Origin of the sequence: Zoogloea sp., from assembly GCF_041904905.1 — a bacterium.
Lineage (GTDB): Bacteria > Pseudomonadota > Gammaproteobacteria > Burkholderiales > Rhodocyclaceae > Zoogloea.
On sequence record NZ_JAYRMI010000021.1, the window covers coordinates 33,120 to 55,167 of the forward strand.

The window sequence follows — 22,048 nt, forward strand, 5'->3', positions numbered from 1 at the left end:
CCTAATCTTTAGGCAATCGACCCTCCCGATTACCCTCTGCTGCCTAAACTTTAGGCACTGCCGCCTCATTGTCAGGCAGCGCTGCCTAAAGTTTAGGCAATGTCGCCTAAAAATGAGGCAGTCGAGGGTGCCGTTCACCCTCGATTGCCTAAAGATCAGGCAGCGTCGCCTAAAAGTTAGGCAGTGGAGGGGGGCAATTACCCCCTGTCGATGAAAAACCACCCCCCACCCCCTCAAACCCCGGGCCGGGCTCAGGCCGCGCTGTCGGCCTTGGGCGGCGCGGTGCGGCGCACGTTGGAACGCATGGTCTCCTTCAGCGGCGTCACGTTGTCGGCCTTGCCGAAGGTCTTGAGCAGCCGGTAGCCGTCGTAGCTCGCCGAGAGGATGTCACTGCCCAGGGCCACCTGGGTATCGGCGCACTTGGCCGCCAGCGCCTGCAGGCGGATCAGCCGCGGGCGCAGCGCATCGAAGGCCGCCAGATCGCGCTTCAGCTCGTCCAGATCGAAGCCCGGCGGCAGGGCCTGCCTGTTCTGGTCGAGGATCGCGACGGTCTGCCGGCAGAAAGTCTCGCTCTTGTCCCCGATCTTGGTGAGCTGCCGCATCTGCTCCGGCGTAAGCGACACGAAAACATCCATCACCCCCTCGATGGCATCCAGCGCCCCATCGAACTTGGGCAGGTTGTCGGTGAGATCGAGGGACACGAGGTTTTGCGTCATGACGGTTCTCCTGAAGTCGGATGATGTTGTGTGAAAGTACAGCAATGCGTTGTTTACGCTTTTCAAATAATACATGAATGTAGGCGACATAGATTTGTGGGTGACGGGTGGGTGTGCGCAGCCGGATTGTTGGCGAGCCTCGAAAACCGCGGTAAGAGTAACGTCGCGACCGACGAAGCGCTGCTGGTCCGCCAGCGATTTGGCGGTGGCTCGGGTGGGGGCGAACACAGCAGCGGGGCTGGGCTCAGGCAGGACGTTACCGTTGAGTTGGCTGCTGCTGGGCGCGGGGTTAGCGTTGGTGTAGAGCGCGGGGAGAACCACGGCGCCGGCGAGTTCGCCGGATGGAGCGAGGATAAGCACTTGCTCCTCGACGGTGGGCGCGCTCTAGCTGGGGTGCGCCAGCCCGCCACGTAAACCAGGGGAGCCAGGTGGTGACGATGTCGCCGGAGCGGACGCGGACGCGGGCGGCGGGGTGGTCGATCTGCTCGATGGTGCCGAGGCGATGCGTGTTGGCCAGCCGGCGGGCGAGGTTGATTACGTCGAGGAGATCAGGGGAGAGGGATGGCATGCGCGGCGATCCGTGATGGGGGGGCCGTCAGGATGCCGCGCGCGCGGGAGGGGGAGGGAGGTTAGGGTTGTACTGTGGTTGGCCTTACTTCATTCACGACAAGTATCTGAATCTTAAATTTGAACTTGATATTCTTTTTAGATGGCCAACAATGAAAAGTGCTCGTATGAGCATTTCATTCAAACCATCGATCAGCCTTGGTCGGTGCGTCGACACCACAGGGAGGCATCATGAAAGTCAGGACTGTAGTTGTCGGTTCGGTTTCCGCTTTGCTGCTTAACGCGTGCGGATTCATGAACGTTAAGGACCCGGACGAAAAGATCGCGAGCGTGTCTGAGGTGCTCAATCTCGTCAAAGACGAGATTACGGTTTACCGGATGACGGAGGCAAAGGTGCAGCCGAACACGGGGACGTGCTACGACGGGAAAAAGCCGATGAACTTGGTTCCGAAGGCAGTGACGGCAACGCTCAAGACCGTTGCGACGCGCACGCGTGAGCCGACTGCGGGTGTTGCGGACCCGATTGGCGTAGTGAGCTTCGATCCGAGCTTTTCAGGGGAATACGGGCGGACCCACTCTCAGACGGTGGTGGTAAGTCTCGTGCCGCAGGATCAAACGAGCGATACCAAGCCGAAGGAAGGTAACCATGAGATCGCTTCGGCGATCAGTGCTCTCCGCGATCAGATACTGGCGGTTGACCATAGTCGCGTCCCTTGTCTGAGTACTGAACTCGGCAAGGACAATCCGATCAAGTTGTCCGTTGAGTTCAGCGTGTCGAACAAGAGCACCGGTGGCTTCGAGTTGAAGCTCGTGGCCTTCAAGTTTGGGAACAAATACACCAAGTCGAGCGAGTACACGCAGACGCTCGACATGGAGTTTGCAATGTCACCTGGCGCAACCGTTTTGGCGGTTCCAAAGGCAGACCAGTAAGCGGGCTGAACGGGCATGTAGCGAGCTGCACGTGCTACATGCCGCGCTCCATCTTGCCCCAATCACCCAATGATTCAGGAACTGGCGATCTCGGGCACCCAGCACTCGACGCCCGTGCCGGTGATCCTGCTGTTCGTCGTGTAGCTGTCGAGGCTGGGGCGGCCTGCGGGGGCCGCATCGTCCTCGAAAGCCGCGCTGGGCGCGGCGGTTACCTTTTGGCCGGGATTGTTCACAAATTTGTGAACAATGTAGTCGGTGTCTTCCTGGAAGCCGAATTGCTCGATGCGATTTTCGACATGGCGATGCCCCTTATTGGTCGGCCAGCAGCTGGGCGAGGAAGGCCTGGAAGGGGGCGTCGGCGCGGGCGGCGGTGAGGGCGTGGATGGAGAGGTGGACGATGCCGTCTTTGCAGATGGCTTCTTTGCTGGCGGCGCCGCCTTTGTGGCGACGGCGGCCGGTGTAGAAGTGGCTGAAGAGGGGATCGGCCTGGAGGATTTCGGGCGGGGTCCAGACGTGGATGACGCGGTCGAGGTGCTGGAGACGGACGGGCCCGAAGGTTTGGGCCGGGCGGTTGATGATGAGCGGCCGGCGGCCGTCGGCGGGCTTGTGGGACATGATCGGGCTCCTGCTGAATTGAGAGAGCCGCTTCCCGTCGCCAAACGGGGTGGGCGGCACCAAGTGGGGTTGGCGAACCGGCAGCAGGGACCGGCAGACCCGAAGGTCTCCCCACCTGGGCCGCCCATTGAAAAGGACGCGCGCAGGCGCGTGCGGACGCAAAAAAAGCCGCGGGGCGGCTGTCCGCCTGCTGAAATCCAGGTCGCCAAACCTGTGTGCTTTTGTCTTAGCGAGCTGAGAGTATCGGTGTCGGAAGTGCGTACGTCAACGTTGAATGCAGCATCGTTAAACGCACAAAAGCCGGCCGGTGGATGATCCACCGACCGGCTTTTCGTTTGACTTCGCTTACTCAGGTCGCCGTACTGAGATGATCCCCGAGGGGAAGAAATAGCAGCAGCGGGTCATCGGGGGCTGACTCGAAGCCGTAGCGTTGGTAGAACGCCGCAGCTTGGTCATTCTTTGCATCCACGGCGAGGGCAACTCCACCTCCGTTGTTGGAGATTTCGTTCGCTCGCTCGATGGCGTTCATCAGCAAGAATTCCCCCATCCCTTGCTGTTGCAGTTCCTTGCTCACCGCCAGACGTCCGAGACGGATAACTGGCAGGCGGCGCGGTTGAGACCTGCGCGACGGGTAGGAAGCTCCGTCCACTTCGCTGATTGTCAATGTGTAGTAAGCCAGAATGACTTCTGGATTTGCTACGTCGACAAATACGAAGGTTCTCGACTGCCTTCTTTTTTGTTGCTGGAGCGACTGCTCGGCCAGCCAGAGGTTGAGAGCGGCCTCGCCGCAATCGAACTTGGTCCGGTCATGCTCCGAACTCAAACGTTGAATTTGAGCCTTCACTGCTTGCCTTTCTAGCGTTGTAACGCTTCATAGCGTTCGCCAGCGTAGGGGTAGGAGGCGGTGGATTGTCGATGAGGTCGAAAAACCAGGCGGCTGATTGTGCCGACATTCTGATGACTCGCTCGTTCTCGATGATTCTTTCCGCTTTTTCCAGTGCTGCCTGCGCGACGAACTGACTGACGGTGGAGCCGACCATGCTTGCGGCCAGATCCAGTGTTTCTACAAGAGATTGAGGCACTCGGGCGGTAATCCGGCCCCGGTTTTCGGGAGACGTTTCGCGCACCTTGGTGTTAGCCATGAAGGTATTCCTAGAGATATGAGTATCGAGTTCGAGTAGGTCAGTGAGTTCGAGTAGGTCAGTGAGTTCGAGTAGGTCAGCGAGTTCGAGTAGGTCAGCGAGTTCGAGTAGGTCAGCGAGTTCGAGTAGGTCAGCGAGTTCGAGTAGGTCAGCGAGTTCGAGTAGGTCAGCGAGTTCGAGTAGGTCAGCGAGTTCGAGTAGGTCAGCGAGTTCGAATCCTTCATGCGTTGCCCAACGAACGGCTTGATGGGCAGTGGCATGGTGCCAAAGTGGCACCATGCTGTCAACTGCGGTGCCACTTTGGCACCGGATCTATCGCATGAACGGGGATGAGTCGCTACTCCCTCGCAAGGTGACTATAGATGGCCGAGGTGAGCACTTCACTGTCCGAAGGCGTAATCCCTAGCGCCTGCTGAATCGGATACCTCACCCTCAGGTGCGGACTGACCTGATCCATCTGCCCGTAGTGGTGGATGCGGGCGATGCGTTCCTCGCGCGGGGAGAAGCCGATCTCGACGAGGTTGGCGGTGGCGACGCGGACGCGGATGCGGAGGCGGGCGAAGACGGCTTGGCGGATCTTGCTTTTGGCGGCGAGGCTGAGGTGCTCGTGATCGGAGAGGGCGTTAAGGAGGCGGCGTAGGGTGGGGGAGCGTGCCGGTGTTCGGTTCATGCGGCGCCAACCCGCCCTGTCTCCACCTCCCCCTTGCTGGTGAAGCCCCCATTCCCGGTAAACTCCGCCCATCCAACCCACGGAGCTTTCTCCCATGTCCAAGACGATCATCGCCACCCCCAACGCCCCTGCCGCCATCGGCACTTACTCCCAGGCCGTCAAGGCCGGTGACACGGTTTATATGTCGGGCCAGATCGGCCTGGACCCGGCTTCCATGCAGATGGTCGAGGGCTTCGAGGCTCAGACGGTGCGCGTGTTCGAGAACCTCAAGGCGGTGGCCGAGGCCGCTGGCGGTTCGCTCTCCGATGCGGTCAAGCTCAACATCTACCTCACCGATCTGGCCAACTTTGCCAAGGTGAATGAGGTGATGGCCCGCTACTTTGCCGAGCCCTTCCCGGCCCGCGCGGCGGTGGGCGTGAAGGAGCTGCCCCGCGGCGCGCTGGTCGAGGCCGACGCCGTGCTCGTGCTGGGCTGATCTTGCCCGACACCGCCGCGCCTGCCACGGCCACCGCCGCGCCGCCCAGAAAGGCGGCGGTGCGCGGCTGGCCGGGCGTGGGGCCGCAGCTGGCCGAGCGGCTGGCCAAGCTCGACATCTTTGCCCCGGCCGATCTGATCCTGCATCTGCCGCTGCGCTACGAGGACGAGACCCGCCTGACGATGCTGGCCGACCTGCGCCCCGGCGTGCCGGCCCAGTGCGAGGTGGAGGTGATCTCCTGCGAGGTGAGCCCGCCGCCCCGGCGCCAGCTGCTGGCCCGGGCGTCGGACGCCAGCGGCGAGGTGATGCTGCGCTTCGTCCACTTCTACCCCAGCCAGCAGAAGCAGCTGGCGGCCGGCAGCCGGCTGCGCATCTTCGGTGAGCTGCGCGACGGTTTCTTCGGCGCCGAGATGATCCACCCGCGCATCAAACCCGTGGCTGCCGGTGAGCCGCTGCCCGACAGCCTCACCCCGATCTACCCGACCACCGCGGGCCTTGCCCAGTCGGCGCTACGCAAGCTCATCGGCGGCGCGCTGCGCCACAACCCGCTCTCCGACGATCTGCCCGAGCCCCTGCGTCGTCGCCTCAACCTGCCCACCCTGTCGGATGCGCTCGCCACGCTCCACGCGCCGCCGCCGTCGATGGCGATTCTGGACATCGAGGACCGCGGCCACCCGGCGTGGCAGCGCATCAAGCTGGACGAGCTGCTGGCCCAGCAGATTTCGCTGCGCCGCGCCTACGCCGCCCGTCGCGCCAAGAACGCCCCCAGCCTGCCCGGCCACGACACGCTCACCCGCAGCCTGCTGGAACAACTGCCCTTTGCCCTCACCGGCGCCCAGGGCCGCGCCTTTGCCGAGATCGCCGCCGATCTGGCCTCCGACCACCCCATGCAGCGCCTGCTGCAGGGCGACGTGGGCTCGGGCAAGACCTGCGTGGCGGCGCTGGCCATGCTGCTGGCCGCCGAAAACGGCCGTCAGGCGGTGCTGATGGCGCCCACCGAGATCCTCGCCGAGCAGCACTACCGCAAGCTGGCAGACTGGCTCGCGCCCATCGGGCTGGAGGTGGCGTGGCTCTCGGGTAGCCGCAAGAAGAAGGCGCGCGAGGCCACGATGGCCCGCCTCGCTGCCGGCGAGATTCTGCTGGCGGTGGGCACCCACGCGCTGATCGAAGACCCGGTGGCCCTGCCGCTCCTGGCCCTGGCGGTGGTGGATGAGCAGCACCGCTTCGGCGTACGCCAGCGCCTGGCCTTGCGCGAGAAGGGGCAGGCCGGCGAATCGCCCCACATGCTGATGATGTCCGCCACGCCCATCCCGCGCACGCTGGCGATGAGCTACTACGCCGACCTGGACGTGTCGGTGCTCGACGAGCTGCCGCCGGGGCGCACGCCCATCGTCACCAAGCTGGTGTCGGATCAGCGCCGCGACGAGGTGATCCGCCGCGTGCACGACGCCTGCGTGGCCGGCCGGCAGGCCTACTGGGTGTGCCCGCTGATCGAGGAATCCGAAGCCCTGCAGTTGAAGACCGCCCAGGAAACCTTCGAGATGCTCCAGGCCGCGCTGCCCGACTTGAAGGTGGGGCTGGTGCATGGCCGCCTCAAGAACGACGAGAAATCCGCCACCATGGCCGCCTTCGGCGCCAACGAGGTGCAGGTGCTGGTGGCCACCACGGTGATCGAGGTAGGTGTGGATGTGCCCAACGCCAGCCTGATGGTGATCGAGCACGCCGAGCGCTTCGGCCTCGCCCAGCTCCACCAGCTGCGCGGGCGGGTGGGGCGCGGCGTGCATGAGTCGGTGTGCATCCTGCTGTACGCCCAGCCGCTGTCGCAGGCCGGGCGCGAGCGCCTGAAGGCGATCTTCGAGCACACCGACGGCTTCATCATCGCCCGGGAAGACCTGCGCATCCGCGGCCCCGGCGAGTTCATCGGCGCCCGCCAGAGCGGCGTGCCCCTGCTGCGCTACGCCGACCTCGAAGCAGACGCGGTGCTGGTGGACATCGCCCGCGAGCTGGCCGAAACCCTGCTGCGCGACGCGCCGCGGGTGGCGGATTCGATCACCGCCCGCTGGTTCGGCGGCCGGGCCTCGCTGCTCAAGGCGTGACGCCCGCCGGCTTGCCTGCGGTTCTCCGCCCCCGCCATAAGCCGTACAATTGCGCCGCCCGTCCGCGGGCGATCTTCGTTTCTCCGCACACCGATGACCCTCGCCCACTTTCCGGGCCGCGACCCCTTCCGCATGGCTGCCTGGCAGGCGCCGCGGCAGATGCGCGGCTGGCTGACCGACGACAGCTCCCTCACCGCCCGCATCCGCAGCCGCTGCGGGCGCTTCTCGCTGCAGGTGGTGAGCCAGGGTAAGGGCGTGGTGCTGCCGGACGAGATGGCCGCCCTGGGCGTGCATCGCCACGGCCGGCTGTGGCAGCGCGAGGTGTTGCTGATCGCCGACGGCACGCCGGTGGTGTTCGCCCGCTCGCTGGTGGCCGACACCGGCATCCCGGCCGACTGGCACCTGCTGCACGGGCTGGGCGGGCGGCCGCTGGCGGCGGTGCTCTTCGACGACCCGCGGGTGGCCCGCTCGCCGCTGGAGGCGGCCCGCCTGGATGCCCGCGATTCCCGCTGGCACCACGCCGCCCGCGCCACCGGCCGTGCCGATCTGCCGGCCCTGTGGGCGCGTCGCTCGGCCTTCCGGCGCAATGGCGCGCCGCTGCTCGTCACCGAAATCTTCCTGCCCGCCATCCGGAGCCTGGCCCCATGAGTTCGCCGATGCCCACCCTCACCCTGCGCGAGCGCCTCGCCGAATACGAGAAGCTGATGCGCCTCGACAAGCCCATCGGCATCCTGCTGCTACTGTGGCCTACCCTGTGGGCCCTGTGGGTGGCGGGGGAGGGCCGGCCGGCCTTGCCGGTGCTGGCGATCTTCGTGCTGGGCACGGTGCTGATGCGCTCGGCCGGCTGCGTCATCAACGACTACGCCGACAAGGATTTCGACGGCCACGTGGAGCGCACCCGCCACCGCCCGCTGGCGGCGAAGCGGGTATCGCCGAAGGAGGCCCTGTGGCTGGCAGCCGGGCTGGCGGGGGTGTCCTTCCTGCTGGTGCTGCCCCTCAACCTGCTGACCATCCTGATGAGCGTGCCGGCGGTGTTCCTGGCGGGCAGCTACCCCTTCACCAAGCGTTTCCTGGCGATTCCGCAGGCCTACCTGGGCATCGCCTTCGGCTTCGGCATTCCGATGGCCTTTGCGGCGCTGCAGGGCGAGATCCCGCTGGTGGCGTGGGCGATGCTGGTGGCCAACGTGTTCTGGGCGGTGGCCTACGACACCGAGTACGCGATGGTGGACCGGCCGGACGACCTGAAGATCGGCATCAAGACCTCGGCGATCACCTTCGGCCGCTTCGACGTGGCGGCGGTGATGCTGTGCTACGCGGCCACGCTGGCGATCCTGGGCTGGGTGGGGGCGGTCACCGGCGCCGGGGCGGCCTTCTTTGCCGGGCTGGCGGTGGCGGCGGGCCTGATGGGCTACCACTTCACCCTGATCCGCGAGCGCGACCGGCCCAAGTGCTTCCGGGCCTTCCTGCACAACAACTGGGTGGGCGCGGCGATCTTCGCCGGCTGGGTGGCGGACTACCTGCTGCGCGGCTGACTTACGGCCGCTGGGGCCGGGAGCCCCGCAGCAGCGGGGTGAGCATGTCCATGGTGCGCCCGGTGGCGCCCCGGTGGGATTGGGCAAAGCTGCGCCCGGCCTGCCCCATGGCCGCGCGGCGGGGCGGGTTGGCGAGGATCTCGAGGGCCTCCTCGACGGCATCCTGGATGTCGTCGGCGCGCACCGCGGCGCCCACCTCGATGGCCTGCTCGCACACCGCCTTGAAGTTGAAGGTGTGGGGCCCGACGATCACCGGGCAGCCCACGGTGCTGGCCTCGATGGGGTTCTGCCCGCCGAGCTTCTCCCAGGCGCCGCCGATGATCGCCACGTCGGCCGCCGCGCAGTAGGCGTACATCTCGCCCATCGAATCGCCCAGCCACACCCGCGTGTCGGCCATCACCGGCTCGTCCCGGGAGCGGCGCTGCAGCTTGACGCCGGCGCGCTTGACCAGCTTGGCCACCTCGTCGAAACGCTGCGGGTGGCGCGGCACCAGCACCAGCAGCACCTCGGGCGGGCACAGCCGGGCGAAGGCTTCGACGAGCGGGCCTTCCTCGCCCTCGCGGGTGCTGGCGGCCAGCAACACCTTGCGCTGGGGGCCGAAGCGGTTGCGGAAGCTGGCACCCAGGGCCAGCATCGGCGCCGGCGGGGCGATGTCGAACTTGATGTTGCCGGTGACCATCACGTAGCGGGCGCCCAGATCGGTCATGCGCTGGCCGTCGGCTTCGGTCTGGGCGCCGATGGCCGACAGGTGGGCGAAGGCCTTGCGCGCCAGCGCGCCGGCCCGCGCGTAGCCCCTGGCCGAGCGGGCCGACAGGCGGGCATTGACCATCGCCAGCGGGGTGCCGGTCCGGCGGCAGGCCTCGACGAGATTGGGCCACAGCTCGGTTTCCATCAGGATGCCCAGGCGCGGGTGGAAGTGCCGCAGGAAGCGCTCGACCGCCCACGGGAAGTCGTAGGGCAGATAGACGCTCTGGACCCGCGGGGCGAGGCTGCCGAAGAGTTCGGCCGCGGTGGCGCGGCCGGTGGGCGTCATGTGGGTGAGCAGCACCGAGTGATCCGGGTGGGCGTCGAGCAGGGCGTGGAGCAGCGGCGCGCAGGCCCGGGTCTCGCCCACCGACACCGCGTGCAGCCAGATCACCGGGCCGGGCGGCAGCGTGCGGTAGCGGCCCAGGCGCTCGCCCAGGTGCTGCAGGTATTCCGGCTGCCGACGGGCGCGCCACAGCAGCCGCAGCGCAACCAGCGGCGCGGCAACATACCAGACGGCGGTGTAAAGGCTGCGATGGATCAAGGGGATGAGTGTCGGTGCGATCGTCGCGGAGTATACCGGGCGTTGCAGATGCCACGGCACAAGTTGTGTCTTCGATTTACGCTGTCATGGTGCCGTGCGAAAATGACGAGCTGACGGTTCTGCCCCCTCGGCGTGCCCGCCCCACAACCCGCATCGTCCTCTACGACCATGAAAATTCTCGTTACCGGCGCTGCCGGCTTCATCGGCTCGCACACCAGCCTGCTCCTGCTGGCGCGCGGCGACACCGTCGTCGGCCTCGACAACCTCAACGATTACTACGACGTCCAGCTCAAGCTGGATCGCCTCGCCCGCCTCACCCCCCACGAGAACTTCCGCTTCGTGAAGCTCGACGTGGCCGACCGGGAAGGCATGGAGAAGCTCTTCGCCGAAGAGAAGTTCGACAAGGTCATCCACCTGGCCGCCCAGGCCGGCGTGCGCTACTCGCTGGTCAATCCCCACGCCTACATCGAGAGCAACATCTCGGGCTTCATGAACATCCTCGAGGGCTGCCGCCACAACAAGGTGCAGCACCTTGTGTACGCCTCCAGCTCCAGCGTGTATGGCGGCAACACCAAGATGCCCTTCGCCGAGTGCGACAGCGTCGACCACCCGGTGAGCATGTACGCCGCCACCAAGAAGGCCAACGAGCTGATGGCGCACACCTACAGCCACCTGTTCGGCCTGCCCACCACCGGCCTGCGCTTCTTCACCGTGTATGGCCCGTGGGGTCGTCCGGACATGGCCCTGTTCCTGTTCACCAAGGCGATCCTCGAAGGCCGTCCCATCGACGTGTTCAACCACGGCAAGATGAAGCGCGACTTCACCTACGTGGACGACATCGTCCAGGGCGTCATCAAGACCCTCGACCACACCGCCGAGCCGGACGCCACCTACAACGCCGACGCGCCCAACCCCAGCACCAGCAACGCGCCCTTCCGCGTGTTCAACATCGGCAACAACAACCCGGTCGAGCTGATGAGCTTCATCGAGGCCATCGAAGACGCCGTGGGCCAGAAGGCCGAGAAGAACTTCATGCCGCTGCAGGACGGCGACGTGCCGGCCACCTACGCCAACACCGACGCCCTCAACGCCTGGACCGGCTTCGTGCCGGCCACCCCGGTGCCGGTGGGCATCGGCCGCTTCGTCGAGTGGTACCGGAGCTACTACAAGGTTTGATCGCCTTCGTGCGGGGCGGCGTCCTGCCGCCCGCCATCTCCGGTGACGGGCGTCGATGGAACGCCTGACCGTCAGCCTCGTGCTGTACCGGCCCGACGCCGGGCAGCTTCGGGCCACCCTGGATTCGCTGGTCGCGGCGAGCCGGGCGGCTCGGGTCGTCCCCGATCTCTTCCTCATCGACAACGGCGGCAGCGACGCCGTGCTGGACGGCCTGCGCCTGCCCGACGACTGGCAGGTGCATGTGCTCCGGGGGCACGGCAACGTCGGCTTCGGCTGCGGGCACAACCTCAGCCTCGACGGCGCCGGCGATTTTCACCTGATCCTCAACCCCGATCTCGAGCTGGCGCCCGACGCCCTCGTCGAGGCCCTGGCCTTCCTGCGCGCCCACCCCGAGTGCGGCCTGGTCGCCCCCGCCGTGCGCTGGGAGGACGGCCGCGTGCAATACCTGTGCAAGCGCGTGCCGGCGGTGTTCGACCTGTTCCTGCGCGGCTTTGCGCCGGGCTGGCTGCGCCGCCGCTTCGCCGCGCGGATGGCCCGCTACGAGATGCAGGACGTGATCGGCGACGCCGTGGTGTGGGACCCACCCCTGGTGAGCGGCGCCTTCATGTTCTTCCGCGCGGGGGTGTTGCGGCGCCTGGGGGGCTTCGACGCCCGCTTCTTCCTCTACTTCGAGGACTACGACCTCAGCCTGCGCGCCGCCCGGGGGGCGCGGATCGCCTACGTGCCGGCGGTCAAAGTCGTGCATCATGGCGGTCACGCGGCCAGGAAGGGCTTGTATCACATCCGCCTCTTCGTGCAGGGTGCCGCGCTGTTCTTCCGATTGCACGGCTGGAGATGGTTCTGAAGATTGCGTCCGAAACCCGCCGCCGGTGTCTGCGCGGCGGGGTCTGTGCCGCCCTCGCGGTGGCGTTGGGCGGCCCGGCCCGGGTGTGGGCGGGGGCCGATGCGCCGCCGCTGCTCCTCGCCGAGGTGCTGCGCGGCGACGTGGACCTCACCCGCTACTGGGTCAGCGAAAAGCTCGACGGCGTGCGCGCCGTGTGGGACGGGCGCAGCCTGCGGTTCCGCAGCGGCCGCGCGGTGAATGCGCCGGCCTGGTTCGTCGCCGGCCTGCCGCCCGAGCCGCTGGACGGCGAGCTGTGGATCGGCCGCGGCCGTTTCGAGGAGTTGTCCGGCATCGTCCGCCGCCGCGAGCCCCGCGACGACGACTGGCGCCGGGTGCGCTTCATGGTGTTCGAGCAGCCCGGCGGCGCCGGCCCCTTCACCGAGCGCATCGCCCGCCTCAAGGCCATCGTGGCCCGGGCCGGGGTGCCGTGGCTGGCCTGCGTCGAGCAGTTCCGCGTGGCCGACCGGGCTGCGCTCCAGGCGCGGCTGGATGAAGTCGTCGCCGGTGGCGGCGAGGGGCTGATGCTCCATCTGGCCGACGCGCCTTACCTCACCGGCCGCAGCGACGCCCTCCTCAAGCTCAAGCCGCTCCTCGACGCCGAGGCCACCGTGATCGCCCACCTGCCCGGCCGCGGGCGGCTCGCCGGCCTGATGGGCGCGCTGCTGGTGGAGACCGCCCAGGGCGTGCGCTTCCAGTTGGGCACCGGCTTCACCGACGCCGAGCGGCGCAACCCGCCGCCGGTGGGCAGCCTCGTCACCTTCGTGTATCGCGATCTGACCCAGGACGGCGTGCCGCGCTTCGCCAGCTACCTGCGGCGGCGCGAGGCGTTCTGATCGCCATGGGCATCCTCGTTACCGGCGGACACGGCTTCATCGGCGGGCGCCTCGTGGCGGCCCTGCGCGCCGACGGGCTGGACGTGCGGGTGCTCACCCGCCGCCCGCCCGCCGGGGTGGGCGAGATCCAGGGCGACCTGTGCCAGCCGGCCAGCCTGGCGGCGGCCTGCGCGGGCATCGACACGGTCTTCCACTGCGCCGGCCACGCCCACGCCTTCGGTGCCCGCAGCGAGGCCGACGCGGCCCGTCACCGGCTGGTCAATCTGGAGGGCAGCCGGGCCCTGGCCGACGCCGCCGGCCGGGCCGGGGTGCGGCGGCTGGTGTTCCTCTCCAGCGTCAAGGCGATGGGCGAGCCGGGCGAGGCCTGCGTGGACGAAACCTGGCCGGCGCCGCCCACCTCTGCCTACGGCCTGGCCAAGCGCGACGCCGAGGAGGCCCTGCTGGCGGCCGGCGAGCGCTTCGGGATGCACGTGGTGTGCCTGCGGCTGGCGATGGTTTATGGCGCCGGCGGGCGCGGCAACCTGGAGCGGATGGCCGCGCTGGTGCGGCGCGGGTGGTTTCCGCCGCTGCCCGAGACCGGCAACCGGCGCTCGATGGTCCACGTGAGCGACGCGGTGGCGGCGATGCGGACGGTGGCGGGCGATCCGCGGGCGGCCGGGCGCCGCTACATCGTGGCCCATCCCGATACCCATTCCGGGCGGCAGCTCTACGACGCGCTGCGGGCCGCGGCCGGGCTGGCGCCGGTGGGCTGGGCGGTGCCCCGCGGGCTGCTGGTGGCCGCCGCCCGGCTGGGCGATCTCGGGGCCGCCGTGGCCGGGCGACGCGTGCCCCTGGACAGCGAGGCGCTGGATCGGCTGCTCGGGTCGGCCTGCTACTCGCCGGCCCGCATCGAGCGGGAGCTGGGCTGGCGGGCGACGGTGGACCTGGCCGCCGGCCTGCGGGAGATGCGCCGTGGCGGCTGACGCGGTGTTGCTCGCGGCGCCGCTGCTCGCCTTTGGCGTGGCCTGGGCGGTCACCTGGCTGTGCTGTCGGCCAGGGTCGTGGCTGCACTTCCTCGATCACCCCAACGAGCGTTCGCTGCACGTCAAGCCCATTCCGCGCACCGGCGGGGTGGGGGTGATGGCGGGCGCGCTGGCCGGCGGGCTGGTGGCGGTGCTGGGCGCCGGCGCCGGGCGCGGGCTGGTGGCGGCGCTGGGGGGCGGGCTGGCGCTGGCGGTCGTCGGGCTGCTGGACGACCGGCGCAGCCTGTCGGCCCGGCGGCGGCTGGTGGCCCAGCTGCTGGCCGCGGCGGTCTTCCTGGCGTTGCTGGCGCCGGCCGGGGGCTGGGCCTTCGCCGCGCTGTGCCTGCTGGGGCTGACGTGGATGGCCAACCTGTACAACTTCATGGACGGCGCCGACGGCCTCGCTGGTGGCATGGCCCTGGCCGGCTTCGCGTGTCTGGCCTGGGTGGCGCTGGCGGCCGGGCAGCCGGCGCTGGCGGCGGCCTGCGCGGGCATCGCGGCGGCGGCGGCCGGCTTCCTGTGCTTCAACTTTCACCCGGCGCGGATCTTCATGGGCGACTCGGGCTCGGTGCCGCTGGGTTTCATGGCCGGCGCGCTGGGGCTGGCGGGGCGCGAGGCGGGCGCGTGGCCGCTGTGGTTCCCGCTGCTGGTGTTCTCGCCCTTCGTCATGGATGCGACCGTCACCCTGCTGCGCCGGGCCCTGCGCGGCGAGAAGATCTGGCAGGCCCACCGCACCCACTACTACCAGCGCCTGGTGCAGATGGGGCTGGGCCACCGGGGCACGGCGCTGGCGGCCTACGCCCTGATGGCGGCAGTCGGCGGCACGGCTGTTGCAGGCTTGCCACTAGGGTTTTCGCTGCAGTGCGCCATGATTACAATGTGGGCATTCATCTACCTCGTCCTCGGTTGGGCGATCGACCGCGCATGGCGCCGGTTCGAGGCCGCCAAGGCGCCCTTGCCTTGACTCAGAAAAGATTCCACCCCTCGCTGGTCTATCTGTCCGACGTGGTCGGCGTGGCGCTGGCCTGGTGGCTGGCCTACCTCGTGCGGTTCAACTTCGACATCCCGCGGGAGTTCCACGCCGGGCTCACCCAGGGCCTGTTCGTGGTGCTTGTGATACAAGCTTTGCTCCTTCGGGCCTTCGGTTTGTATCGAAGCATCTGGATCTTCGCCAGCCTGCCCGATCTGGTGTGCATTGCCCGGGCGGTGGCGGCGGCCACCCTGCTGACGCCCTTGTTCGTGGTGGTGGCGGTGCGCGCGGCGCCCGAGGTGCCGCGGCTGGTGTTCCTGCTCCAGCCGCTGCTGCTGGCGATGTACATGGGCGGCTCGCGGGTGCTCTACCGCACCTGGAAGGAATCCCGGCTGTACGGCGGGCTGCGGGCGCTGGGCCAGCCGGTGGTGGTGCTGGGCGCCGGCGACGCGGCGGTCAATCTGGTGCGCGAGCTGTCCCGCTCGGCCGAGTGGCGGGTCGTGGGCCTGCTCGACGACAGCCAGGCCAAGCAGGGGCGCGAGGTGTACGGCTGCAAGGTGCTCGGGCGCATCGCCGACCTGGAGCGCATCGCCGACGAGTACAAGGTGGGCCACGCCATCATCGCCATGCCCAACGAGCGCCACGAGGTGCGCCGCAAGGTGGCCGGCGCCTGTGTGCGGGCCGGGGTGAAGGCGCTGATCGTGCCGGCCATCGACGACGTGATGACCGGGCGCGTCAAGGTGAGCGAAGTGCGCGACGTGGATGTGGAGGATCTGCTCGGGCGCGACCCGGTGCGCATCCACACCGCCGAGGTGCGCGAGTACCTGCGCGGCAAGTCGGTGATGGTGACCGGGGCCGGCGGCTCCATCGGCACCGAGCTGTGCCGCCAGATCGCCCGCTACGAGCCGTCGATCCTGGTGTGCTTCGACATCGGCGAGTTTGCGCTGTACCGCCTGAGCGAGGAGTTCGCGGCGCACTTCCCCAACATCCAGCTGGTGGCGCTGGCCGGCGACGTGAAGGACGCCGTGCGGGTGGACGAGGTGATGGGCCGCTACCACCCCCACGTGATCTTCCACGCCGCGGCCTACAAGCACGTGCCCCTGATGGAAGACGACAATGCCTGGCAGGCGGTGCGCAACAACGTGCTGGGCACCTGGCAGGTGGCGCGCAGTGCGGTGGCCTGCGGGGTGTCGCGCTTCGTGCTGGTGTCCACCGACAAGGCGGTGAACCCGACCAACGTGATGGGCGCCACCAAGCGCCTCGCCGAGAAGGTCTGCCAGGCCATGTCGGCCGAGGGCAAGACCCAGTTCGAGATCGTCCGCTTCGGCAACGTGCTGGGCAGCGCCGGCAGCGTGATCCCCAAGTTCCAGGAGCAGATCGCCGCGGGCGGCCCGGTGACGGTGACCCACCCCGAGATCACCCGTTTCTTCATGTCCATCCCCGAGGCCGCGCAACTGGTGCTGCAGGCGGGCTCGATGGGCAAGGGCGGCGAGATCTTCGTGCTCGACATGGGTGAGCCGGTGAAGATCGCCGAGCTGGCGCGGGACATGATCCGCCTGTCCGGGCGCAGCGCCGAGCAGGTCCGGGTGGTGTTCACCGGCCTGCGGCCCGGCGAGAAGCTCTACGAGGAGGTGCTGGCCGACGCCGAGGAGACCCGCCCCACCCACCACCCCAAGCTGCGCATTGCCCGCGCCCAGCCGGTCGAACCCGGCACCCTCGACGTGCTCCTGCAGTGGCTGCGCCAGCGCCGCCCGGTGGGCGCGCTGGAGGTTCGGCGGGAGCTGCGCCGCTGGGTGCCCGAGTACACTCCGTCCCCCTCGCCACCTGCGCTGCAGGTGGTCGACACGCCCGGCCGACGGGCCTGAACATCATGGCGACTTACGCGATCGGCGACATCCAGGGCTGCTTCACGTCCCTCACCGCACTGCTCAACCGGATCGACTTCGACCCCGCCCGGGATCGCCTGTGGCTGGTGGGCGATCTGGTCAATCGGGGGCCGGATTCCCTCCAGACCCTGCGCTTCGTGCGCGATCTGGGGGCGTCGGCGGTCACCGTGCTGGGCAACCACGATCTGTACCTGCTGATGGTGGCCTACGGCTCGGTGCGCGCCCGGGGCAAGGACGACACCATCCAGGCGGTGCTCGACGCGCCGGATCGGGATGCCCTGCTGGGCTGGCTGCGCACCCGCCCGCTGATGCACCTGGAGGACGGCTTCGCGATGGTCCACGCGGGCTTGCTGCCGGGATGGACGGCGCCCCAGGCGCGGGCGCTGGCGCGGGAGGTGGAAGGCGCGCTGGCCGGCCCCTACCACAGCGATCTGCTCCACAACATGTGGGGCAGCGAGCCGGCCGCCTGGCACGACGGGCTGCGGGATTACAAGCGCATCCGGGTGATCGTCAACGCGATGACGCGGATGCGCTTCTGCACCCCCGACGGGGTGATGGACTTCAAGGTGAAGGGCGAGGTCACCAAGGCGCCGAAGGGCTTCGTGCCGTGGTTCGAGGTGCCGGGGCGCAAGAGCGCCGACACCACGGTGGTGTTCGGCCACTGGTCGGCCCTGGGCCTGCGCATCGAGCCCAGGCTGCTGGCCCTGGATTCCGGCTGCCTGTGGGGGCGCGAGCTGACCGCGGTGCGGCTGGAAGACCGCAAGGTGTTCCAGGTGGCCTGCCCGGGCCTCACCCACGGCAAGCTCAAGCCGTCCTGAGCGGGCCCGATCCGGCCCGTCCTTCCTGCTGTCGATCCGACTTGAAGCCTGCCGGGCCGGCGGGCTTCAGGCGCTTTCGATGCGTTCCAGGATCGCTGCCCGGGCGGTGTGGGCGAGGGCCTTGCGATCCGGCGTGGCGCGGGTGTCGAGCGCCGGCGCCACATCGATGCGGGCGACGATGTGGCGCTCCGCCACGATGGCCCGCAGGCATTCGCCCAGGCTCACGTCGCCGTCGTAGGCCGGGGCGCGGGTGAAGCGCCCGTCGGGCAGGCGGTAGGCGATGGCCAGCGGCTGGATCGGCGCGCCGGCGTCGATGGCGGGCTGCAGCAGCGCGCCGTGAAAGTTGTGCAGGCTGCGGCCGTCGGTGGTGGTGCCTTCGGGGAACAGCGCCACGTACTGCCCTTCGCCCAGCAGCGTGGCGATCTCGCCATTGACCACCCTGGCGTGGCCGCGGCTGCCCCGGTGCAGGAAGACGGTCTCGCTCTTCGCCGCCAGCCAGCCGAACAGCGGCCACTGCCGTACTTCGGCCTTCGAGATGAAGGCCGCCGGCCACGCGGCGTTGATGAGGAAGATGTCCAGCCACGAGACGTGGTTGGCCACCAGCAGGCAGCCGGGTGCCACGTCGTCGCCGCCGTGGATCTGCAGCTCGACCCCGAGGCTGCGCACCAGCCGCGCCGACCACCAGCGCTTGAGCCAGCGCCGGCGCAGCGGGCCAAGGAAGGGGAAGACGAGGGCAGCGAGCGTCACGCCGGCCAGCACGTGGGCGGCGAGCGTCAGATAGCGGGCAAGGCGCAGCAGGAAGGGCGCGGGGCGGTCGGGTTTCAGTCCTTGCGTCCCATGAAGTGCTTGGCGTAGCGGGCGTCCAGCCGGGAGACCGGCAGCAGGACGGGCAGGTCGGCCGTGTTGAAGTCGGGGTCCCAGGCCGGCTCGCCGCAGATCCAGGCGCCAGCCCGCAGGTAGCCCTTGATGAGCGGCGGGGTGTCGGCGTCGAGATCCTGGCGCAGGGCGGCGAGGGGCAGCGGGGTGCGGGGGAACACGCGGTATTCGAGGGGGCAGAGGTGTTCTTCCTTCAGCCGATTATACAGGCTGGCCGCCATGTGCCCGCCGTCGGCCATGCTCACCGAGGCGCAGCCGATGAGGTAGTCGTAGTTGTTCTCGAGCATGTAGCGGGCGAGCCCCGACCACAGCAGGGCGATTACCGCGCCGGAGCGGTATTCGGCGTCGATGCAGGAGCGGCCGATCTCGACCATGCGGCTCTTGAGGTGGCGCAGACGGGTGAGGTCGAACTCGTCTTCCGAGTAGTAGCTGCCCACTTCTCGGGCGGCGGAGGGCGACAGGATGCGGTAGGTGCCGACGATGCGGCCGGCGTCTTCGTCGCGGACGATCAGGTGCTCGCAGAACGGGTCGTAGAGGTCGCGGTCGACGCCGGGGATGCGGCTGGAGAGGCGGGCGCCCATCTCGTCGGCGAACACCCGGTAGCGCAGCTTCTGGGCTTCGAGCACTTCGGTGGGGCTGCTGGCGAGGCCTACGTGCAGGTTGCGACCGGGGCGTTGGGCAGCGTGTTGTTGCTTGTGCAGCATGGCGGAAATCCTCGTGGGGTTTCCGCGCATTGTGGGAAGGGCGCGTTGCGGTGCGGTGAAGGGGCGGTTACCGGCGTGTGACGACGCGCGGAAGACGCAGGGCGCCCCGGGGGCGCCCCGCGCTATCGGGGGGAAGGCCGGGTCAGCGGGTGACGCGGGTGGTGCGGCCGTCCTGCAGCAGGCGGACGCGTTCGCCGGGCTGGAACTTCTCGCCCTGGTCTTCCTGGGTGACGGCGAGCATCTCGCCGTTGTCCATCTTGAGGGTGATCTCGACGCCCTGGGAGCGGGTCATGCCTTCTTCGGCCGCCGCACCGGCGAGGCCGCCGACCACCGCGCCGACCACCGCGCCGATGGCCGAGCCCTTGCCGGAGCCCACCGAGCTGCCGGCGATGCCGCCGACGGCGGCGCCGCCCAGGGTGCCCACAGGCGACTTGGTGCCTTCGAGCTTGACGGCGCGCACGCCTTCGATCACGCCCATCCGCACGCTCATCACGCGGCGGGTTTCGGCGCGCTGGTAATCGCCGGCGCCCTGGCCGGTGGCGCAGCCCGCGAGGGTGACGGCGGTAAGCAGGGCCAGGCCCAGATTGAGGATTCGCATCGTTCTTCCTTTCACCACAGGGTTGAACCGAAGGCCTTGCGATAGGCTTCGGCGATCTCGTCGCGGCTGGGCGCGTGGTTCTGGCCGCCGCGGCTGGCTATCTTGATGGCGCCCATCAGCGAGGCGAGGCGCCCGGTCTGGTCCCAGTCGAGGCCGCGGTCGATGCCGTAGAGCAGGCCGGCGCGGTAGGCGTCGCCGCAGCCGGTGGGGTCTTCGACGCGGGCCGGTGCGGCGCAGGGGATGTCGATGCGGGTGCCGCCCACGTGGATCTCGGAGCCTTCGCCGCCGCGGGTGACGATCAGGGCCTTCACCTCGCCCGCCAGGGATTCGATCGAGCGGCCGGTGCGTTCGCACAGCAGGCGCGCTTCGTAGTCGTTGACCGTGCAGTAGTCGGCCAGTTTCAGGCAGGCGAGGAGTTCGCTGCCGTTGAACATGGGCAGGCCCTGGCCCGGATCGAAGATGAAGGGGATGCCGGCCTCGGCAAACTGCCGCGAGTGCTCGAGCATGCCGTCGCGACCGTCGGGGGCGACGATGCCAAGCCGCACGCCGGTGGCCTGAGTGACGGTGTTGAGGTGGGCGTGCACCATCGCGCCGGGGTGGAAGGCGGTGATCTGGTTGTCGTCGAGGTCGGTGGTGATGAAGGCCTGGGCGGTGAAGGTGCCGGGCACCTGGGTGACGTGGGTGCGCGGCAGGCCGAGGGCGTCGAGGCGGGCCAGATAGGGCGTGGCGTCGTCGCCGACGGTGGCCATGATGAGGGGCTCGCCGCCCAGCAGCTTGAGGTTGTAGGCGATGTTGCCGGCACAGCCGCCGAACTCGCGCCGCATCTCGGGCACGAAGAAGGAGACGTTCAGGATGTGCAGCTGCTCGGGCAGGATGTGATTACGGAAGCGGTCATGGAAAACCATGATCGAGTCGTAGGCGATGGAACCACAGATCAGGGTGGACATGATTAGGGCGATGGTTGGGCGGTTGAGTGCCGGTGGCTGCGGTCAGGGGTAGAAGACGTACACGCGGTAGCCGGCGGCGGCGACGCCGGGGGCCTCGAAGCCGATCCGGGTGGCAACTTCGCGCTTGGCGGCGAAGGCATCCTTGGGGGCGTCGGCGGGCAGCCACTGGGCGGGCTCGAGCACCTTGCGGACCAGGGCCTTGTCGCGGGCGTCGGTGAGGGTGATCTCCAGGTGCGGGTAGGCCTGGGGATAGTCGGCCCGGTTGCGCAGGGTGGCGTGCAGGGTGAAGTAGGCTTCGCGGGTGGCGTCGGGCTGGATGTCCGAGCTTTCGATGGCGATGTCGGCGGCGTTGCGTGGCAGGGGCAGCTCGCAGCCGAGGGCGGCGCACAGGCTTTCCATGAACGGCCGGGTCTGGGGGGAGGACTGGACGATCTCGCTGCGGAACACCAGCGCGCCCTGGGCGAGCAGGGCGAGGCTGAGGAGGGTGGCGCCGGCGGTCCAGGCGGCCTGCCGGAGCATCGGCGGCGGGGCGGGTTCGGGCTCGGGTTCGATGGTCGGCTCGTCGTCGGCGTCTTCGTAGGATTCGACGGTCTTGACGGTTTCGGCGACGACCTTGGGGGCGTCGGCGGCGGTGTCGATCTCGATGGGGGCGAGGGGGGCTTCGGCCTGGGCCTGGGCGAGCATGGCGGCGGGCTCTTCGCTGGCGGGCCAGGGTTGGTCGCCCGGCGTGGCGGCGAGAGCTTCCGGCGGGGTCGGGTCTTCGTCCTGCTTGACGAGCAGGGCGTCGAAGTCGACGGGCTCGGCGGGCGCGGCCTTCAGGTCGAGATCGGCGGCGGAGGGCCAGTCGGTCTGGAAGGGCGGGGTTTCGAAGGGGGCGACGGCGGGGGCTTCGGCGTGGCCGACGGCGTCGTCGAGTTCGTCGCGCTCGTCGGTGCTGCCGAACTCGGTGACGGGCGGGGCTTCCGGGGGCTGGCTGGCGGTGTCGAAATCGATGTCGATGTCGGCAAAGGGGGCGACGGGCGGGGCTCCCGGGGGCCGGCTGCCGGCCACGACCCCCCTGCCGACGCCGGCCACGGGGGCGCCGGGCGGGGGGTCGTCGCCGGTGAGCGGGGCGTCGGGCCAGGCGTCGTCGGTCGTGGTGGACGGCGGGGTGTCGGCGGGGATGTCGAGTTCATCCGGCTGCGGGGCGGCAGCGGGGGGGGCGGGTTCGTCGGGCGCGTCGGGTTCGGCCGGCTCGCCTGGCGCGTCGAGGGTGGCCGGGGTGTCGGCGATGTCGGCAGGGATGTCGGCGTGGGCCGGCGGGGCTGTGTCGGGCTCGGCGGGGG

The 22,048-nt window shown here is 68.9% G+C and carries 25 protein-coding genes; 13 read left to right on the forward strand and 12 right to left on the reverse strand.

Features of this window, described 5'->3' with window-relative positions:
* Window positions 1-251 precede the first annotated feature (251 nt).
* Both ACE3N6_RS08175 and ACE3N6_RS08180 read right to left on the reverse strand, forming a co-directional pair.
* Complete coding sequence (locus tag ACE3N6_RS08175; RefSeq protein WP_374244690.1) at window positions 252-716, reverse strand: hypothetical protein; 465 nt, start codon at window positions 714-716, stop codon at window positions 252-254.
* A gap of 289 nt (window positions 717-1,005) precedes the next feature.
* A complete protein-coding gene (locus ACE3N6_RS08180; protein ID WP_374244691.1) occupies window positions 1,006-1,284 on the reverse strand; it encodes a phage baseplate assembly protein V in 279 nt (92 codons plus the stop codon).
* A 230-nt stretch (window positions 1,285-1,514) separates the two neighbouring features.
* Here ACE3N6_RS08180 and ACE3N6_RS08185 point away from each other — a divergent pair, with 230 nt between their 5' ends.
* Entirely contained in the window at window positions 1,515-2,213 is a 699-nt protein-coding gene (locus ACE3N6_RS08185; RefSeq protein ID WP_374244692.1) for a hypothetical protein, read from the forward strand.
* A gap of 309 nt (window positions 2,214-2,522) precedes the next feature.
* On the opposite strand, the gene ACE3N6_RS08190 is transcribed toward ACE3N6_RS08185, so the two are convergent.
* The 4 genes from ACE3N6_RS08190 to ACE3N6_RS08205 all read right to left on the reverse strand — a co-directional run bounded on the left by ACE3N6_RS08190 (window position 2,523) and on the right by ACE3N6_RS08205 (window position 4,481).
* A complete protein-coding gene (locus tag ACE3N6_RS08190; RefSeq protein ID WP_374244693.1) occupies window positions 2,523-2,828 on the reverse strand; it encodes a hypothetical protein in 306 nt (101 codons plus the stop codon).
* Window positions 2,829-3,177: 349 nt separating this feature from the next.
* Entirely contained in the window at window positions 3,178-3,672 is a 495-nt protein-coding gene (locus ACE3N6_RS08195) for a GNAT family N-acetyltransferase (RefSeq protein WP_374244694.1), read from the reverse strand.
* The gene (locus ACE3N6_RS08200; RefSeq protein WP_374244695.1) at window positions 3,635-3,970 is read right to left on the reverse strand and encodes a DUF1778 domain-containing protein; all 336 of its coding nucleotides are present in this window, start codon (window positions 3,968-3,970) and stop codon (window positions 3,635-3,637) included. The genes ACE3N6_RS08195 and ACE3N6_RS08200 overlap by 38 nt, the downstream gene beginning before the upstream one ends.
* A gap of 337 nt (window positions 3,971-4,307) precedes the next feature.
* The gene (locus tag ACE3N6_RS08205) at window positions 4,308-4,481 is read right to left on the reverse strand and encodes a phage virion morphogenesis protein (RefSeq protein WP_374244713.1); all 174 of its coding nucleotides are present in this window, start codon (window positions 4,479-4,481) and stop codon (window positions 4,308-4,310) included.
* Between ACE3N6_RS08205 and ACE3N6_RS08210 the strand changes: the two genes are divergently transcribed.
* The 5 genes from ACE3N6_RS08210 to ubiA all read left to right on the forward strand — a co-directional run bounded on the left by ACE3N6_RS08210 (window position 4,407) and on the right by ubiA (window position 8,743).
* Window positions 4,407-4,610 carry a hypothetical protein gene (locus ACE3N6_RS08210; RefSeq protein ID WP_374244715.1) on the forward strand — a complete coding sequence of 68 codons (204 nt, stop codon included), beginning with the start codon at window positions 4,407-4,409 and terminating at the stop codon, window positions 4,608-4,610. The genes ACE3N6_RS08205 and ACE3N6_RS08210 overlap by 75 nt on opposite strands.
* Before the next feature lie 124 nt (window positions 4,611-4,734).
* Entirely contained in the window at window positions 4,735-5,115 is a 381-nt protein-coding gene (locus tag ACE3N6_RS08215; RefSeq protein ID WP_374244696.1) for a RidA family protein, read from the forward strand.
* Window positions 5,116-5,192: 77 nt separating this feature from the next.
* Window positions 5,193-7,211 (forward strand): ATP-dependent DNA helicase RecG, encoded by a 2,019-nt coding sequence (gene recG / locus ACE3N6_RS08220; RefSeq protein ID WP_374244714.1) that lies wholly within the window; start codon window positions 5,193-5,195, stop codon window positions 7,209-7,211.
* 93 nt (window positions 7,212-7,304) lie between these two features.
* Window positions 7,305-7,859, forward strand: a complete 555-nt coding sequence (locus ACE3N6_RS08225) for a chorismate lyase (RefSeq protein WP_374244697.1) — start codon at window positions 7,305-7,307, stop codon at window positions 7,857-7,859.
* Window positions 7,856-8,743: a 4-hydroxybenzoate octaprenyltransferase gene (gene ubiA / locus ACE3N6_RS08230; protein WP_374244698.1), complete on the forward strand. Its 888-nt coding sequence runs from the start codon at window positions 7,856-7,858 to the stop codon at window positions 8,741-8,743. Before ACE3N6_RS08225 ends, ubiA begins: the two co-directional genes overlap by 4 nt.
* Before the next feature lies 1 nt (window position 8,744).
* Here the strand turns inward: ubiA and waaA are convergent, their stop codons facing one another.
* A complete protein-coding gene (gene waaA / locus ACE3N6_RS08235; RefSeq protein WP_374244699.1) occupies window positions 8,745-10,031 on the reverse strand; it encodes a lipid IV(A) 3-deoxy-D-manno-octulosonic acid transferase in 1,287 nt (428 codons plus the stop codon).
* A gap of 168 nt (window positions 10,032-10,199) precedes the next feature.
* Here waaA and ACE3N6_RS08240 point away from each other — a divergent pair, with 168 nt between their 5' ends.
* From ACE3N6_RS08240 to ACE3N6_RS08270, 7 genes are read left to right on the forward strand one after another with little or no spacing between them, the layout of a single operon-like run.
* Complete coding sequence (locus ACE3N6_RS08240) at window positions 10,200-11,207, forward strand: NAD-dependent epimerase (protein WP_374244700.1); 1,008 nt, start codon at window positions 10,200-10,202, stop codon at window positions 11,205-11,207.
* 55 nt (window positions 11,208-11,262) lie between these two features.
* On the forward strand, window positions 11,263-12,051 hold the full coding sequence (locus ACE3N6_RS08245; RefSeq protein ID WP_374244701.1) for a glycosyltransferase family 2 protein: 789 nt from the start codon (window positions 11,263-11,265) through the stop codon (window positions 12,049-12,051).
* The gene (locus ACE3N6_RS08250; RefSeq protein WP_374244702.1) at window positions 12,042-12,923 is read left to right on the forward strand and encodes a DNA ligase; all 882 of its coding nucleotides are present in this window, start codon (window positions 12,042-12,044) and stop codon (window positions 12,921-12,923) included. The genes ACE3N6_RS08245 and ACE3N6_RS08250 overlap by 10 nt, the downstream gene beginning before the upstream one ends.
* Before the next feature lie 5 nt (window positions 12,924-12,928).
* A complete protein-coding gene (locus ACE3N6_RS08255; protein WP_374244703.1) occupies window positions 12,929-13,885 on the forward strand; it encodes an NAD-dependent epimerase/dehydratase family protein in 957 nt (318 codons plus the stop codon).
* Window positions 13,875-14,888 (forward strand): glycosyltransferase family 4 protein, encoded by a 1,014-nt coding sequence (locus ACE3N6_RS08260; protein ID WP_374244704.1) that lies wholly within the window; start codon window positions 13,875-13,877, stop codon window positions 14,886-14,888. Before ACE3N6_RS08255 ends, ACE3N6_RS08260 begins: the two co-directional genes overlap by 11 nt.
* Window positions 14,885-16,759, forward strand: a complete 1,875-nt coding sequence (locus ACE3N6_RS08265) for a polysaccharide biosynthesis protein (RefSeq protein ID WP_374244705.1) — start codon at window positions 14,885-14,887, stop codon at window positions 16,757-16,759. The genes ACE3N6_RS08260 and ACE3N6_RS08265 overlap by 4 nt, the downstream gene beginning before the upstream one ends.
* A 5-nt stretch (window positions 16,760-16,764) precedes the next feature.
* Window positions 16,765-17,598: a symmetrical bis(5'-nucleosyl)-tetraphosphatase gene (locus tag ACE3N6_RS08270; protein WP_374244706.1), complete on the forward strand. Its 834-nt coding sequence runs from the start codon at window positions 16,765-16,767 to the stop codon at window positions 17,596-17,598.
* Between the two features lie 66 nt (window positions 17,599-17,664).
* On the opposite strand, the gene ACE3N6_RS08275 is transcribed toward ACE3N6_RS08270, so the two are convergent.
* The 5 genes from ACE3N6_RS08275 to ACE3N6_RS08295 all read right to left on the reverse strand — a co-directional run.
* Complete coding sequence (locus tag ACE3N6_RS08275) at window positions 17,665-18,345, reverse strand: lysophospholipid acyltransferase family protein (RefSeq protein ID WP_374244707.1); 681 nt, start codon at window positions 18,343-18,345, stop codon at window positions 17,665-17,667.
* Window positions 18,346-18,419: 74 nt separating this feature from the next.
* Complete coding sequence (locus ACE3N6_RS08280; RefSeq protein WP_374244708.1) at window positions 18,420-19,178, reverse strand: GNAT family N-acetyltransferase; 759 nt, start codon at window positions 19,176-19,178, stop codon at window positions 18,420-18,422.
* A 142-nt stretch (window positions 19,179-19,320) separates the two neighbouring features.
* Window positions 19,321-19,776 (reverse strand): glycine zipper 2TM domain-containing protein, encoded by a 456-nt coding sequence (locus ACE3N6_RS08285; protein WP_374244709.1) that lies wholly within the window; start codon window positions 19,774-19,776, stop codon window positions 19,321-19,323.
* 11 nt (window positions 19,777-19,787) lie between these two features.
* Entirely contained in the window at window positions 19,788-20,723 is a 936-nt protein-coding gene (locus tag ACE3N6_RS08290) for a carbohydrate kinase family protein (protein WP_374244710.1), read from the reverse strand.
* 42 nt (window positions 20,724-20,765) lie between these two features.
* The coding region (locus ACE3N6_RS08295; RefSeq protein WP_374244711.1) for a DUF3426 domain-containing protein at window positions 20,766-22,048 on the reverse strand (1,283 nt) is incomplete at its 5' end.